This window comes from Streptomyces sp. NPDC025651 (genome assembly GCF_055558735.1).
The window spans coordinates 1,416,050-1,430,404 of sequence record NZ_JBVHLZ010000001.1; the positions used below are offsets into that span (position 1 = coordinate 1,416,050).

Below are 14,355 nucleotides of genomic sequence, written 5' to 3' on the forward strand. Positions count from 1 at the left end.
GCCGTACCGACACGTTTTCTCCGCACGGCAGTACCACTTTCGGGTTCGGTTCGCCCCGGTATGCGGGCGCGCCGCCCGCGCGCCGTACAGGCTGGTGCCCCTGTACGCGCGCACCCGAAGGACACGCTTCATGAGCACCCCGCCACCCCTCGCCGGAGGCGCCCAAGGACCCGATGCCCTACGGCCGTTGCTCGCGACCGCGCTCGACGCCCTGCGCGAGGGGGCGGCCGCGCGCACGGGCCCGCTGCCCGTCGGCGGCCCCGAAGCCGTCGCCGGGCGCGTACGGGCCGCCGTCGAACCGGTCCTGCCCGAGCGCGGCCTCGGCCCCGAAGCGGCCCTGCGCGCCGTCGTGCGCAGCGTCGCCGAGGGCGCCGCCGACCCCGCGGACCCGCTGTGCGCCGCCCATCTGCACTGCCCGCCGCTCGCCCTCGCGGCCGCCGCCGACCTCGCCGCGTCCGCCCTCAACCCCTCCATGGACTCCTGGGACCAGGCGCCCGCCGCGTCCGTCGTCGAGGAGCTCGTCACCCGCGCGCTGGCCGCCGAGATCCACGACGGCGGCGACGCCCTCGTCACCACCGGCGGCACCGAGTCCAACCAACTCGCCCTGCTCCTGGCCCGCGAGGCCCACGCCGACCGCGGACCCGTGCGCCTCCTCGTCGGCGAGAACGCCCACCACTCCCTCGCCCGCGCCGCCTGGCTCCTCGGCCTGCCCGAACCGGTCGCCGTACCCGCCCCCGCGGGCACCCTCGACCCCGCCGCACTCGACGAGGCCCTCACCGAACTCGGTGGGCCGCCCGGCATGTTCCTCGTCGCCGCCACCGCCGGCACCACCGACGCCGGACTCATCGACCCCCTCGACGAGATCGCCGACCTCTGCGCGGCCCACGGCGCCCGACTGCACATCGACGCCGCGTACGGCGGAGGACTCCTCTTCAGCGACGTACGCAAGGACCTCCTGCGCGGCATCGAGCGCGCCGACACCGTCACCCTCGACCTGCACAAGCTCGGCTGGCAGCCCGCAGCGGCCGGGCTGCTGGCCGTCCGCGACCCGCGCGACCTGCGGGCCCTCGGCCACCGCGCCGACTACCTCAACGCCGACGACGACACCGACGCGGGCCTGCCCGACCTCCTCGGCCGCTCCCTGCGCACCACCCGCCGCCCCGACGTACTCAAGATCGCCGTCACGCTCAAGGCGCTCGGCCGCGCGGGGCTCGGCGCGCTCGTCGACGAAGTCTGCGACCGGGCACGGGAGTTCGCCGGACTCATCACGGCGCACCCCGGCTTCGAGCTGTACGACACGCCGCCCATCAGCACCGTCCTGTTCCGCCCCGAAGGCGCCGACGACGACCGCATCGCCGACGTGCGAAGGCGGCTGCTCACCGACGGGAGCGCCGTGCTCGGCCGCGCCGACCTCGACGGACGCCGCTGGCTCAAGGCCACCCTGCTCAACCCCCACACCCGGCCCGGCGACCTCGCCGCGCTCCTCAAGCTCGTGGAAGGAACAACCCCCCGATGACCGGCACGCCCGACCGTCCAGAGCCGCAGCCGCTCACCACCCCCGAAGACCCCCGCGACCTGGTCGGCATCGGCATCGGCCCGTTCAACCTCTCGCTGGCCGCACTCGCCCAGCCCCTCGGCGGACTCGACACCGCCTTCTACGAACAGCGACCCGCCTTCCACTGGCACCCCGGACTCCTCATCGACGGCGCCACCCTCCAAGTGCCCTTCCTCGCCGACCTGGTGACCCTCGCCGACCCCGCGAGCCGCTGGTCCTTCCTCAGCTACCTCAAGACCCGCGAGCGGCTCTTCCCCTTCTACTTCGCCGAGCGCTTCCACATCCAGCGCGCCGAGTACGACGCCTACTGCCGCTGGGTCAGCGAGAACCTCTCCGGGCTGCACTTCGGCCACCAGATCGACGCGGTCCGCTGGAACCCCGAACGCAGCCTGTTCGAGGTCGACTTCACCCAGCTCGACACCGACGGAGAGGCCGAAGCCCTCGGGCGCACCTACACGAGGAACGTGGCCCTCGGCGTCGGCACCGCCCCCTACGTCCCCGAGCCCCTCAAACCCCTCGCCGAGGCCCCCACCGTCCCGGTCTTCCACTCCGCTGACTACCTCGACCACCGCGAACTCCTGCTCTCCGCCGAGCACATCACCGTCATCGGCTCGGGGCAGTCCGGCGCCGAGATCTTCCTCGACCTGCTGCGCGCACGCCCCGCCGGACGCGAGAAGATCCACTGGCTCGCCCGCACCGAGGCCTTCGCGCCCATGGAGTACTCCAAGCTCGGCCTGGAGCACTTCACGCCCGACTACACCCGCTACTTCCACGCCCTGCCCGAAGCCGTCCGCGACGGCCTCGTCCCGCACCAGTGGCAGCTCCACAAGGGCATCGACGCCGACACCATCGCCGCCATCCACGACGAGCTCTACCGCCGCACCCTGCACGGCGGCTGGCCCGACGCCGTCCTGACCCCCGGCGTCTCCGTGCGCACCGCGGGCCGCGTCGCCACCACCCGCGTCGAGCTCCACCTGGAACACCTCCAGCAGGGCACCCGCTCCCGGCTCACCACCGACGCCGTGGTCCTCGCCACCGGGTACCGCGAGCGCCCCCTCGACCAGCTCCTCGCCGGACTCGACCCCTACATCCGCAAGGACTCCTCCGCCCGGCCCCGCATCGACGAGCGGTACCGCCTCGTCCTCGACCCGTCCATCACCGGCACCGGCTGCAACGTCTACGTCCAGAACGCCGAGCGCCACACCCACGGCGTCGGCGCCCCCGACCTCGGCCTCGCCGCCTGGCGCAGCGCGAGCATCCTCAACTCCCTGACGGACAAGACTCCTTACCCCCTGCCGGGGCGCACCGCGTTCACGAGCTTCGGCCTCCAGGCCCCCGAGGGGCCGCACGCCACCGCCGCGGGACGCATCGGCGAGCAGCGCGGGAATCTCGTACGCCTCAAGAGCTGAGGGCTCTCAGGAGCTGCCGCACCCAGCTCTCAGGAGCTGCCGCTCCCCGCCAGTTCCCCCACCGGCGCGACCACCTGCCGCGTCCTCGGGCACGACCACACGGCGACGCCCTTCACCACCCCGGCCTCCAGTGGATGCGAGTCGGGGTGCGTGGGGCACTCCGGCCACGTCGCGGGCCGTCCGGCGGCACACAGCTCCTCGACCGCCCAGCCCTGCACCTGGTCCGCGAGATCCGCCACCTGCTCGGCGGGCCCCTGCCACTCGGAGACGGAGACGCCCTGCCCCGAGCCGCCGGATGCGTACAGCATGATGACGTCCTCGCCGAGCCGCATGAAGTTCCGCTCCTCATGGACGATCGGCCGCACGGCGCACGTGGCCCTCACGTCACGGAGCACGACATCGAGCGCCACCGCCAGTGCCCTGTCCCTGAGATGTACGAGCTGGTCATCCATGAAGTCGATGGTGCGCCGACAGTTGCCGTCACGTCACACGAATATTCCCCGAAAACGGACCTCCACCTCGAAATATGCGCCCCAACGGGAAGGTTGGGGTGATCATGAACACGCACCCCACCACTTCCTGGACCGCAGCCTTCCGCTCCGCCGTCGTCAGCCCCCACGAGAGCATCGACCTCTTCGAACTCCGCGGCTTCGCCGCCCAGACCCTGCGTCAGATCATCCGCCTCGACGGCGGCGGCAGCGCCGTCCGCATCCGCCTCAGCAACCGCTACGGCAAGGAGCCCCTCCACATCGGCGGCGCCCGCCTCGCCATCCGCACCGAAGGCAGCGGCATCGAATCCGGCAGCGACACGCCCTTGCGGGTCGGCGGTGCCGAGGAGTTCACCGTCCCGGTCGGCGAGGACGCCGTCACCGACCCCGTCGAGCGCGCCGTGGCCGCGGGCGACGAACTCGCCGTCAGCCTCTGGCTGCCCGAGGACACCGGCCTGTCCACCTACTCCGCCGTGCCCCTGCGCACCGGCTACGCAATACCCGGCAACGCCCTCTCCGCCCCCTCCTTCGACGGCACCGAAGGCCTGGAGGAGCTCGTCACACGCCACTTCATCAGCGGCGCCGACGTCCTCGCCCCCGCGGGCACGGCCGTCGCGGTCGCCTTCGGGGACTCCTGGTTCGAGGGCACGGGCACCACGACCGACACCGACCGCCGCTTCCCCGACCTCCTCAACGACCGCCTGCGGGCCGCGGGAAGCACCGGCTGGGTGGTGAACCAGGGCCTGTCCGCCAATCGTCTGCTCACCGACGAGATCGGCGAACACGCGCTCGCCCGCCTCCAGCGCGACGTCCTCGACGTGCCCGGCGTCACCCACGTACTGATCCACTTCGGCCTCAACGACCTCGGCATCCCCGGCCAGGAGGCCTACCCCGAGGCCGCGCCCGGCCCCACGGCCGCCGACCTCATCGCGGGCTTCACCGCCCTCGCGGAGCGCCTCCACGCGGCCGGGCTCACCGCGATCGCCACCACCGTCGGCCCGTACAAGGACACGGTCTTCGAGGGCTACTCCACCCCCGAGGGCGTCGCCGTGGCCCGTGAGGTCAACGACTGGATCCGCGGCGCCGACAGTCCCTTCGACGCCTACGCCGACCTCGCCGCCGCCGTCGCGGACCCGGCCGACCCCGACCGGATCCACGACGACTACGACAGCGGCGACGGCCTGCACGTCAACGACGCCGGCGCCCAGGCCCTCGCCGACGCCGTCGACCTCACCACCCTGAAGGTCTGAACCCGAGGTTCTAGAAGACGGGCGTGCCGTCCCGGGTCAGCTTCCAGTCCACCGACGCGAACCGGCCCGGGTCGATCGTCCCCTTCGCCTTCACCCAGCCGATGATCGTGTTCCGGATCTCCTCCGAGTTGGCCCACAGCTGCTTGGCGCCCGCGATGTGCGGGAAGTTCCCGCCGCCGCTCGCCCGGTAGTTGTTCACCGCGAGGACGAACTCGGCCTTCGGGTCGATCTCCTTGCCCTCGAAGGCGAGCTTCACGATGCGCGACCCGGCGGGCTTCGCGATGTCGATCTCGTACGTCAGGCCGAGCACCGCGTCGTAGTTGTAGTCCGGGGTGTTGTCGGCGTTCGTCAGCTTCGCCGGGTCCACCGGGCCGCCCGCGGGGGTCTGTACGTAGTAGCGCGCGGAGAACTCCAGGTACTCCTTGAGCTGCGCGCCCGTGAGCAGCCGCGCCTCCAGGGTGTTCTCGAAGGGGTAGAGGCCCGCCGCGTCCCTGATCGTCACGTCGCCCGTGGGGATCCGTGCCGTGCGTGAGAAGCAGGACGCCTGCGAGAGCACCGGCAGCGCCGCGTACGCGCCGCCCTTCAGCGCCTCGGCGACCGTCTCCTTCTGCACCTGGTTGATCAGGTCGATGATCGGTACGTCCTTGACGGGACCCTCGGCCGTGCTCATCGCGGCCGTGGAGGTGCCGATGACCTGGTTGACGTAGGCGACGACCTTCTTGTGCTCGTCGGCCAGGAGCCGGGTGATCTTCCTGTCCTCCTCGGCCGTGTTGGAGTTGAGGACCTTCGCACCGACCTTCTCGACCGTCCAGCGGCCCTTGGCCCACACCAGGTCGAAGTCGAACAGCGTCAGCCGCTGGCCCCACTTCAGCGGCTCGGACAGGACGACCTTCTTGCCGGTCTCCTTGTTCTGGACGACGTACTCGGGGATCTCCGTGTGCGCGTGCCCCACCAGGATCGCGTCGATGCCCGGCACCTGCTCGGCCACCAGACCCGCCGCGTTCTCGACGTACGGCAGCTGGTCGCCGTACGACGAGGTGCCGCTGGAGCCGGAGTGCGCCGACACGACGACGACGTCCGCACCCATGGAGCGCAGCTTCGGCACCCACTTCGCCGCCTGCTCCTCAAGCCCCGGGAAAGTCATCTTGCCCTGCACGTTCGCCTTGTCCCAGATCGCGATGCCCGGGTTGGTCAGGCCGAGGACCGCCACCTTCACGTCCCGGCCGTGCGGGGTGCGCAGACGCTTCATGAAGTACGGCGGGAAGGCGGGCCTCTGTGTCCTCGCGTCCAGCGCGTTCGCCCCGAGCAGCGGGAAGTCGCACTGCTCCTCGAACTTCCTGAGCACCGGGATGCCGTAGTTGAACTCGTGGTTGCCGAGCGCCGCCGCGTCGTACCCGATCGCGTTCATCGCCTGCGCCATCGGGTGCACCGGGCCGTGCTCGGCGGTGATCGGGTCGACCTTGGCGTAGTAGTACGAGAGCTGGGTGCCCTGAATGGTGTCGCCCGCGTCGATCAGGAGGGTGTTCCCGCGGCCCTTCTCCTCGCGGACCTGGTTCACGAGGGTCGAGATCTTCGCCAGGCCCACGTCGTTGTGGTCCTTGTCGTCGAACTCCTTGTCCGTGAAGTAGTCCCAGTTGAAGACGTTGCCGTGCAGGTCCGTCGTGCCGAGCACGGTGAAGGAGTACCGCTTCTTCCGCTTCGCGGGCTTCCCGGAGCCTCCGGGCCTCCCGTGCGCCTGGGCGGTGGCCGGCGCGACGGCCGCCCCCGTGAGCGCCACGCCCACGCCGGTGGCGGCGGACGTGCCCAGGAACTTCCTGCGGTTCAGCGGCATTTCTGTACTCCTCGGTCGCACCAAGTAACGCGCGTAGACAGCGCGCGTAGATTCTGACCCGGCAGCCACATCCGCAACAGACCCCGCAGGTTTCGATCCGGTGACTGTCCGGTACGTCCACGCGATGCCAGAGTGTCCGCATGGAAACGACCCCCACCCCCACCCCCTACGGCACCCCCGACGCGCCCCGCGTCGCCGTCCGCGGCGAGGCCCGCCTCGAGGTCGACCCCGAGATCGCCCGCATCGGCATCACCGTCAGCGCCCGCGGCACCGACCGGCGCGAAGCCCTCGCCGACCTCACCCGGCGCAACGCCACCGCCCTCGACCTCGTCAAGACCTACGGAGAGGCCGTGGAGAAACTGGAGACCGGCACCTTCTCCATCAGCCCCCAGCTCACCAAACACGGCCGCGGCGAGAAGATCCGCGCCTACCACGGCCGCGTCCACATCACCGCCGAGCTCGCCGACTTCACCGCACTCGGCGAGCTCACCACCCGCCTCGCCGACCTTGACCTCACCCGCGTCGAGGGGCCCTGGTGGGCCCTGCGCCCCGACTCGCCCGTCCACCGCCACGCCCGCCAGCAGGCCGTCCGCGAGGCCGTGCAGCGCGCACGCGAGTACGCGGAAGCGCTCGGCACCACGCTCGCCGCCCTCGTCGAACTCGCCGACATCGGCGCGGAGAACACCCCCGCGTACGGCTACGGCGGCCCCGCCGGCGGCATGCGCTCCGCCGCCTACGCCGGAGCGCCGGACTTCGCCGAGGACGCACCACCCCTCGACCTCGAACCCCAGCGCCAGCACGTCTACGCACAGGTCAACGCCCGATTCACCATGACACCACCGGACTTGGGGGCCTCGGGCGCACGGTGACCGCTCATCGGAGCGGCGCCCCGCACAATTCAACACTTGTCAATAGCCCTTCATGCAAAGGTTGTTGAGTAGTCACGCCCGACCAATCCTCTACCGACGGGTAAGGCCTAGGGTCGAAACATGCGCCGAGCGAAAATCGTCTGCACCCTGGGCCCCGCCACCGACTCGTACGACCAGATCAAGGCACTGGTCGAAGCCGGAATGGACGTCGCCCGCTTCAACCTCAGCCACGGCACCTACGCCGAGCACGAGGAGCGCTACCAGCGCGTGCGAAAGGCCTCCGAGGAGACCGGCCGCAGCGTCGGCATCCTCGCCGACCTTCAAGGCCCGAAGATCCGCCTCGGCCGCTTCAGCGAAGGCCCCGTACTCCTTGAACGGGGCGACGAGTTCACCATCACCGTCGAAGAGGGCGTCCAGGGCGACCGCCAGGTCTGCGGCACCACCTACGACGGCCTCGCCGACGACGTCACCACCGGCGAGCGCATCCTCGTCGACGACGGCAAAGTGACCCTGGAGGTCACCGCGGTCGACGGGCCCCGCGTCGCCACCACCGTCATCGAAGGCGGCATGGTCTCCGACAACAAGGGCCTCAACCTCCCCGGCGTCGCCGTCTCCGTCCCCGCACTCTCCGACAAGGACGAAGCCGACCTCCGCTGGGCCCTGCGTTCAGGATTCGACGTCATCGCCCTGTCCTTCGTACGCAGCGGACGCGACATCGAGGACGTCCACCGCATCATGGACGAGGAAGGCCGCCGCCTCCCCGTCATCGCCAAGGTCGAGAAGCCCCAGGCCGTCGAGAACATCGAGGACATCGTCGCCGCCTTCGACGGCATCATGGTCGCCCGCGGCGACCTCGGCGTCGAAATGCCCCTGGAACAGGTCCCGATCGTCCAGAAGCGCGCCATCAAACTCGCCAAGCGCAACGCCAAGCCGGTCATCGTCGCCACCCAGATGCTCGACTCGATGATCGACAACTCCCGCCCCACCAGGGCCGAGGCCAGCGACGTCGCCAACGCCGTCATCGACGGCACGGACGCCGTGATGCTCTCCGGCGAGACCAGCGTCGGCAAGTACCCCATCGAGACCGTCCGCACCATGGGCCGCATCGTGGAAGCGGCCGAGGAGGACATCCTCGCCAAGGGCCTGCCCCCGCTGACCGAACGGAACAAGCCCCGCACCCAGGGCGGCGCCGTGGCCCGCGCCGCCGCCGAGATGGGCGACTTCCTCGGCGCCAAGTTCCTCGTCGCCTTCACCCAGTCCGGCGACACGGTCCGGCGCCTGTCCCGCTACCGCTCACCGATCCCCCTGCTCGCCTTCACCCCGGACGCCGCCACCCGCGCCCAGCTCAACCTGACCTGGGGCGTGGAGACCTTCCTCGGCCCCCACGTCGAGTCCACCGACGCCATGGTCGACCAGGTCGACGAACTGCTCCTGAAGATCGGCCGCTGCCGCAAGGGCGACACCGTCGTGATCACCGCAGGGTCCCCGCCCGGAGTCGCCGGCTCCACGAACCTCGTACGGATCCACCACATCGGCGAGGACGACAGCCCCAAGTAGCCTGCCGCGACTCAGAGTTACGGCGTCACGATGGGGAAGTTCGGATCGGGCTTCCCCACCACGCCGAGCAACTCGGTCAGCAGAGAGACATCCCCCTTCACGTCGATGTCGCCGAGCCCCTTGCCGGCCAGCATCGCGAGCAGCTGCGGCTTGGTCATGGTCAGCGTGACACCGGCGTTCGGGTCGGCCTTCGTATCACTGCGATACGTCAACACCCCGTGCCGCAACGTCAGATGCCAGACCCTCCCGCCGAGCGAGGGCAGGCTCCAGTCCATCCGCAGCTTCAGATCCCACGCCTTGGGGCCCTCGATCCGTATCGCCACGGAATCGATCAACTGGTCCACGTCCAACGCCATCAGCATGTCCGCACTCACCACGGACACCGGCGACTCCCGCACACCCTCACGCAACTCCTGCGCACCCGTGAGATAGAAATTCCGCCACACCGCGTTCTCCGACGCCTGGCCCAGCCTCGTGTAGACCTCGGCGAGCTCGGACTTGGCGTGCCTGTTCTCCGGATCCGCGAAGACGACGTGATTGAGCAGCGTGGCGGCGAACCGAAGGTCACCGTCGCGGACGAACCCCCTGGCCTTGGCAATGGTCGCCGAACGCCCACCCATGGCCCTCACATACCGCTTCGCCTCGGCGACCGGCGGGTGCTCCCACAAATGCGCGGGATTCCCGTCGAACCAACCCATGTAACGCTGGTAGATCCCCTTCACATTGTGGCTCAGCGACCCGTAATACCCGCGATTCGCCCACACCCCGGCGAGCGCGGGCGGCAACTCGATCTCCTCGGCGATCTCCCGCCCCGTCATTCCCGAATTGATCATTCGCAACGTCTGATCATGCATGTACGCATAGAGATCCCGCTGCTGCTCAAGAAGCTCGACGATGATGTCCCCGCCCCACGTCGGCCAATGGTGCGAAGCAAACGCGACATCGACCTTCCCGTCGAAAAGCGCCACCGACTCATTCAGGTAATGCGCCCACTGCCGGGCATCACGCACCTGCGCGCCGCGCAACGTGATGATGTTGTGCATCGTGTGCGTAGCGTTCTCGGCCATGCAGACGGCGCGGAGCTCGGGCAGCAAGAAGTTCATCTCGGCAGGGGCCTCGGTCCCCGGCGTCATCTGGAACTCGAACCGCACCCCGTCGACGGTCTCCGTCTGTCCGGTCTCGGTGATGTCCTTCGTGGGCGGTATCAGCCCGATGGACCCCAGCGACACGGTCTGCCCGAGCCCACAACCGATCTGCCCGGCAGCCGACTTGGGGAGCTGGGCCCCGTACATGTACCCGGAGCGCCGCTGCATCGCCGTACCCGCGTAGACGTTCTCGGAGACGGCGTGCTCCATGAAGCCGTCGGGGGCGAGGATCGGCACGCCGTCACGCGCCCCGTCCGGAAGGACACCACGGCAGCCGCCGAAGTGATCGACGTGGGGATGGGTGTAGATGAGCCCGGTGACGTTCCGGTCGCCCCGGTGCTTCCGGTAGAGCTTGAGCGCGGCGGCGGCGGTCTCGGCGGAGATGAGGGGGTCGATGACGACGACACCGCTGTCCCCCTCGACGAGGGTCATGTTGGACAGATCGAGCCCACGGACCTGATAGATCCGGTCGGCGACCTTGTACAGCCCCTGCTTCGACACGAGCTGCGACTGCCGCCACAGACTCTTGCTGGCGGTCCTCGGGGCGTCCTTCTTCAGGAACTCGTACGCGTCGGCGTCCCAGACGACCTGCCCCTTGGAGTTCTTGATGACGCCGGGCGTGAGCGGAGCGATGAACCCCTTGTCGGCGGCCTCGAAGTCGTCCCGGTCGTGGAAGTCGAGCTCGCCCTCGTCGGTGGCGCCGCGTTGCTCCCCGGCGGGCAGGGCGGAGGCGGTCTCGGGACTGAGAGCGACAGCCGCGGCGGCGGCACCCGCGGCCGCGGCGACGAAGTTGCGACGGTTCAAGGGAGTCATGGGGCCGAACGTCGCAGCGGGGCGTAGGAGGGTCAAGGAAACGGAGGGGAATTGGGACGAGTCCCAGGGTGCGGGGAGCGGAGGAGTGATCCGCCCTATTGCGTGGGGCGGGGCTTCAGCACTTGGGGCCTACGTGGGTGTCCATGAGGGCGACGGAGGCTTTGCGGGCGATGGAGATGTTGCGGTGGTTGGCCGCCTTCCAGGCGACGCCGAGCTTGTCGAGGGTGCCGGTGAAGAGCTGGATGATGTCGCCCGAGAGGTTGGTGAAGAAGTACCGCGGATACTCGTAGCGCTTGCGCTTGCGCTCGCCGCCGACGACGCGGGTCGTCCAGTTGGTGACGCGGCAGCCGTCGGAGTGGATGAGGCCGCGGACGAACTCCCACGGGTGGGCGTCGACGATCGCCTGCTGCCAGGGTTCGAGGGCGATCGTGCGCTCGTGCTTCTTGCCGGGGCCGTGCTGGGGGAACAGGCAGGGCCAGTGCCGACTGTAGCCAACCACCGAGACGTAGCCCACTGCCTGCACGCGGTTGGACTTTGCGCTGGGATTGACGGATTCGATGGCTGCGGCGCAGGCCTCGATGAGACCGGGCCAAGAGTTGGCACAGGCGATGCGAAGGAAGTGGCCCGCCCGCAGGCCTGCGCTGATGCAGCCATCGCCGAGATAGAGCCCAAGGAGGTACGAGTAAGCCGCACTGTCGGGTGGTGACTTGGGGACAGGGGCACACCGGACGCATGGCTGATGCTGCATGCGAGGCAGCGGTTCGATGCGTGACTGCCAGGACCGGATCGCCGCCCGCGAGATCCCGGTCTCCTTGCTGACTGAGTTCAGGCTGCGGCCCTGGTCGACCAGAGCCGATGCCCGTGCACGGGTACCCATGTCGTACATGTGAGGCACGGTGCTCGATGGCCGGTGACGACACGCGGAGAAAGACGGATATTCACAAGAACGGGAACATCCACTTTTCGTCGACAGCCTTCGGATCGAAGGAAAAGTGCCCTGGGTGGGATTTGAACCCACACTGAATGGTGTTTGAGACCATCGCCTCTGCCGATTGGGCTACCAGGGCCCAACGAATCGAAGGTTAGCCTCGACCCGCTGCCCGCCCACCATATCGCAGCTAGGTAGGCTCTTGGGAGCAGTACCCCTGCCCTGAACGAGGAGCCCCCGTGACCGCCCCCGAGTCGCCCCAGCCCACCGACGTGTCCGACGACGACAAGTCGCACGTCCCGCCGCTGACGACCCGCGTCGTCATCGCCGAGGACGAGGCCCTGATCCGGCTCGACCTCAAAGAGATGCTCGAGGAAGAGGGGTACAGCGTCGTCGGCGAGGCCGGTGACGGCGCGAAGGCCGTCGAGCTGGCCCGCGAGCACAAGCCGGACCTGGTGATCCTGGACGTGAAGATGCCCGTCCTCGACGGCATCTCCGCGGCCGAGAAGATCGCCGAGGAGTCCATCGCCCCGGTCCTCATGCTCACCGCCTTCTCGCAGCGCGACCTCGTCGAGCGGGCCCGTGACGCGGGCGCGATGGCGTACCTCGTGAAGCCCTTCAGCAAGAGCGACGTCGTCCCGGCGATCGAGATGGCCGTCTCCCGCTTCACGGAGCTGAAGACGCTGGAGAAGGAGGTCGCCGACCTCTCCCAGCGCCTGGAGACCCGGAAGCTGGTGGACCGCGCGAAGTCGATCCTCCAGACCGAGTACGGCCTGACCGAGCCCGCCGCGTTCCGGTGGATCCAGAAGACGTCGATGGACCGGCGCCTGTCCATGCAGCAGGTCGCCGAGGCCGTCATCGAGGACGCCGAGGAGAAGAAGGCGGCGAAGGGCTAGAGCCCAGAGCGTGTGAGGAGGCCCGCACCCCGAGCTCGGGGTGCGGGCCTCCTCACGTACACGTATGTACGAGATTCAGTCCTCGCCCAGGTACGCCTTGCGCACCGACTCGTCGTGCAGCAGGTCCTCGCCCGTCCCGGAGAGGGCGATCCTGCCGACCTCCATGACGTGGCCCTGGTCGGCGAGGGAGAGCGCCGCCTGGGCGTTCTGCTCGACGAGGAGGATGGTCGTGCCGTTCGCCTTGAGCTCGGCGATGGTGGCCATGATCTTCTGCATCATGATCGGCGAGAGGCCCATGGAGGGCTCGTCGAGCATCAGGAGCTTGGGCTGGGACATCAGGGCCCGGCCCATCGCGAGCATCTGCTGCTCGCCGCCCGAGAGGGTGCCCGCGGCCTGCTTCCTGCGCTCTCCCAGGATCGGGAAGAGCTCGTACGCGCGCGCGATGTCCTTCTCGATGGCCGCCTTGTCGGAGCGCAGGTAGGCGCCGAGGCGGAGGTTGTTCTCGATGGTCATGCGCGGGAAGATGTGCCGGCCTTCGGGGGAGTGGGCGAGGCCCAGTTGCACGATCTGGTCGGCGCGGTACTTGCGCAGGGGTTTGCCGTTGAACCTGATCGAGCCCGCGACGGGCTTCAGGAGTCCGGAGATGGTGCGCAGTGTGGTGGTCTTGCCCGCGCCGTTGGTGCCGATCAGGGTGACGACCTGGCCGGCTTCGACGGTGAACGAGATGCCTTTGACGGCCTCGATCTTGCCGTAGGCGACGCGGAGGTCCTCGACCTCAAGGAGTGCGGCCATCAGTTGTTCTCCTCGAAGGGTTCGCCGAGGTACGCGGCGATGACGCGGTCGTCCTGTTGGACCGTCTCGCTGGTGCCTTCGACGAGTTTCTCGCCCTGGACCAGGACGGCGACACGGTCGCAGAGGTTGAAGATGAAGCGCATGTCGTGCTCGATGACGAGGATGGCGATGCCCATCTCCCGGATGGCGAAGACCAGTTCCTCGGTGGCGCGGGTCTCCTGCGGGTTCATGCCGGCCGTCGGCTCGTCGAGGAGCAGGAGGCCGGGCTCGCTCGCCAGGGCCCGCGCGATCTCCAGCTTCCGCTGCTCTCCGTAGGGGAGGTTGCGGGAGAGGTGGTCGGCCTTGTCGGCGAGGCCGACGAACTCCAGGAGCTCCATGGCGCGGGCTCGGGAGGCGGCCTCGGCCTTGTGGAAGCCGGGGCCGCGGAGGAGTGCCGACCAGAGGCCTTCCTTCGTCCGCGTGTGACGGCCGACGAGGACGTTCTCCAGGACGGTCATGTTGGCGAAGAGGCGGATGTTCTGGAAGGTGCGGGCGATGCCGGCCGCCGTGACCTTGAACGACTTGGCGGGCAGGACCGTGCCCTTGTACCGGACTTCGCCCTCGGTGGGGATGTAGAGGCCGGTGAGGCAGTTGAAGAAGGTGGTCTTGCCGGCGCCGTTGGGGCCGATGAGGCCGACGATCTCGCCGCTGTTGACGGTGAGGTCGACGGAGCGGACGGCGGTCAGGCCGCCGAAGCGCATGGTGACGCCGCGGGCGTCGAGGACGGTCTCGCCGACCGGGGTGGCCGGGGTGGTGTCCTCGTGGGTGGTGTCTGTGGTCATG

12 protein-coding genes and 1 tRNA gene are annotated in these 14,355 nt (G+C 69.3%); 6 read left to right on the forward strand and 7 right to left on the reverse strand.

The features are described 5' to 3' along the window. Positions 1-130: 130 nt before the first annotated feature. Entirely contained in the window at positions 131-1,516 is a 1,386-nt protein-coding gene (locus tag ACZ4D5_RS06570; protein ID WP_467771203.1) for a pyridoxal phosphate-dependent decarboxylase family protein, read from the forward strand. Next, a complete protein-coding gene (locus tag ACZ4D5_RS06575; protein WP_467771204.1) occupies positions 1,513-2,964 on the forward strand; it encodes a lysine N(6)-hydroxylase/L-ornithine N(5)-oxygenase family protein in 1,452 nt (483 codons plus the stop codon). Before ACZ4D5_RS06570 ends, ACZ4D5_RS06575 begins: the two co-directional genes overlap by 4 nt. A gap of 29 nt (positions 2,965-2,993) precedes the next feature. Here ACZ4D5_RS06575 and ACZ4D5_RS06580 read toward each other — a convergent pair whose 3' ends face one another. Next, entirely contained in the window at positions 2,994-3,416 is a 423-nt protein-coding gene (locus ACZ4D5_RS06580) for a hypothetical protein (protein WP_467771205.1), read from the reverse strand. 104 nt (positions 3,417-3,520) lie between these two features. On the opposite strand from ACZ4D5_RS06580, the gene ACZ4D5_RS06585 reads away from it, so the two are divergent. After that, the gene (locus ACZ4D5_RS06585; RefSeq protein ID WP_467771206.1) at positions 3,521-4,702 is read left to right on the forward strand and encodes a GDSL-type esterase/lipase family protein; all 1,182 of its coding nucleotides are present in this window, start codon (positions 3,521-3,523) and stop codon (positions 4,700-4,702) included. A gap of 10 nt (positions 4,703-4,712) precedes the next feature. Here the strand turns inward: ACZ4D5_RS06585 and ACZ4D5_RS06590 are convergent, their stop codons facing one another. Continuing rightward, positions 4,713-6,533: a bifunctional metallophosphatase/5'-nucleotidase gene (locus ACZ4D5_RS06590; protein ID WP_467771207.1), complete on the reverse strand. Its 1,821-nt coding sequence runs from the start codon at positions 6,531-6,533 to the stop codon at positions 4,713-4,715. A gap of 140 nt (positions 6,534-6,673) precedes the next feature. Between ACZ4D5_RS06590 and ACZ4D5_RS06595 the strand changes: the two genes are divergently transcribed. Both ACZ4D5_RS06595 and pyk read left to right on the forward strand, forming a co-directional pair. Further along, positions 6,674-7,402: an SIMPL domain-containing protein gene (locus tag ACZ4D5_RS06595; RefSeq protein ID WP_467771208.1), complete on the forward strand. Its 729-nt coding sequence runs from the start codon at positions 6,674-6,676 to the stop codon at positions 7,400-7,402. 120 nt (positions 7,403-7,522) lie between these two features. After that, positions 7,523-8,959: a pyruvate kinase gene (pyk, locus tag ACZ4D5_RS06600; protein WP_467771209.1), complete on the forward strand. Its 1,437-nt coding sequence runs from the start codon at positions 7,523-7,525 to the stop codon at positions 8,957-8,959. A gap of 17 nt (positions 8,960-8,976) precedes the next feature. Here the strand turns inward: pyk and ACZ4D5_RS06605 are convergent, their stop codons facing one another. The 3 genes from ACZ4D5_RS06605 to ACZ4D5_RS06615 all read right to left on the reverse strand — a co-directional run bounded on the left by ACZ4D5_RS06605 (position 8,977) and on the right by ACZ4D5_RS06615 (position 11,984). Next, positions 8,977-10,917: an alkyl/aryl-sulfatase gene (locus ACZ4D5_RS06605; protein ID WP_467771210.1), complete on the reverse strand. Its 1,941-nt coding sequence runs from the start codon at positions 10,915-10,917 to the stop codon at positions 8,977-8,979. Positions 10,918-11,032: 115 nt separating this feature from the next. After that, the gene (locus ACZ4D5_RS06610; protein ID WP_467771211.1) at positions 11,033-11,803 is read right to left on the reverse strand and encodes a helix-turn-helix domain-containing protein; all 771 of its coding nucleotides are present in this window, start codon (positions 11,801-11,803) and stop codon (positions 11,033-11,035) included. A gap of 107 nt (positions 11,804-11,910) precedes the next feature. Further along, positions 11,911-11,984 (reverse strand) — tRNA-Leu (locus ACZ4D5_RS06615). 100 nt (positions 11,985-12,084) lie between these two features. On the opposite strand from ACZ4D5_RS06615, the gene ACZ4D5_RS06620 reads away from it, so the two are divergent. After that, a complete protein-coding gene (locus ACZ4D5_RS06620) occupies positions 12,085-12,741 on the forward strand; it encodes an ANTAR domain-containing response regulator (protein ID WP_362335092.1) in 657 nt (218 codons plus the stop codon). 75 nt (positions 12,742-12,816) lie between these two features. On the opposite strand, the gene ACZ4D5_RS06625 is transcribed toward ACZ4D5_RS06620, so the two are convergent. Together ACZ4D5_RS06625 and ACZ4D5_RS06630 are read right to left on the reverse strand one after the other, a co-directional pair. Then, positions 12,817-13,533: an ABC transporter ATP-binding protein gene (locus ACZ4D5_RS06625; protein WP_467771212.1), complete on the reverse strand. Its 717-nt coding sequence runs from the start codon at positions 13,531-13,533 to the stop codon at positions 12,817-12,819. After that, the gene (locus ACZ4D5_RS06630; protein ID WP_467771213.1) at positions 13,533-14,354 is read right to left on the reverse strand and encodes an ABC transporter ATP-binding protein; all 822 of its coding nucleotides are present in this window, start codon (positions 14,352-14,354) and stop codon (positions 13,533-13,535) included. Before ACZ4D5_RS06630 ends, ACZ4D5_RS06625 begins: the two co-directional genes overlap by 1 nt. Position 14,355: the final 1 nt, after the last annotated feature.

What these genes read in the sequence shown, in the direction of transcription:
- ACZ4D5_RS06570 (WP_467771203.1), top strand. Translation starts at nt 131, where the DNA reads ATGAGCACCCCGCCACCCCTCGCCGGAGGCGCCCAAGGACCCGATGCC.
- ACZ4D5_RS06575 (WP_467771204.1), top strand. Translation starts at nt 1,513, where the DNA reads ATGACCGGCACGCCCGACCGTCCAGAGCCGCAGCCGCTCACCACCCCC.
- ACZ4D5_RS06580 (WP_467771205.1), bottom strand. Translation starts at nt 3,416, where the DNA reads ATGGATGACCAGCTCGTACATCTCAGGGACAGGGCACTGGCGGTGGCG.
- ACZ4D5_RS06585 (WP_467771206.1), top strand. Translation starts at nt 3,521, where the DNA reads ATGAACACGCACCCCACCACTTCCTGGACCGCAGCCTTCCGCTCCGCC.
- ACZ4D5_RS06590 (WP_467771207.1), bottom strand. Translation starts at nt 6,533, where the DNA reads ATGCCGCTGAACCGCAGGAAGTTCCTGGGCACGTCCGCCGCCACCGGC.
- ACZ4D5_RS06595 (WP_467771208.1), top strand. Translation starts at nt 6,674, where the DNA reads ATGGAAACGACCCCCACCCCCACCCCCTACGGCACCCCCGACGCGCCC.
- pyk (WP_467771209.1), top strand. Translation starts at nt 7,523, where the DNA reads ATGCGCCGAGCGAAAATCGTCTGCACCCTGGGCCCCGCCACCGACTCG.
- ACZ4D5_RS06605 (WP_467771210.1), bottom strand. Translation starts at nt 10,917, where the DNA reads ATGACTCCCTTGAACCGTCGCAACTTCGTCGCCGCGGCCGCGGGTGCC.
- ACZ4D5_RS06610 (WP_467771211.1), bottom strand. Translation starts at nt 11,803, where the DNA reads ATGTACGACATGGGTACCCGTGCACGGGCATCGGCTCTGGTCGACCAG.
- ACZ4D5_RS06625 (WP_467771212.1), bottom strand. Translation starts at nt 13,533, where the DNA reads ATGGCCGCACTCCTTGAGGTCGAGGACCTCCGCGTCGCCTACGGCAAG.
- ACZ4D5_RS06630 (WP_467771213.1), bottom strand. Translation starts at nt 14,354, where the DNA reads ATGACCACAGACACCACCCACGAGGACACCACCCCGGCCACCCCGGTC.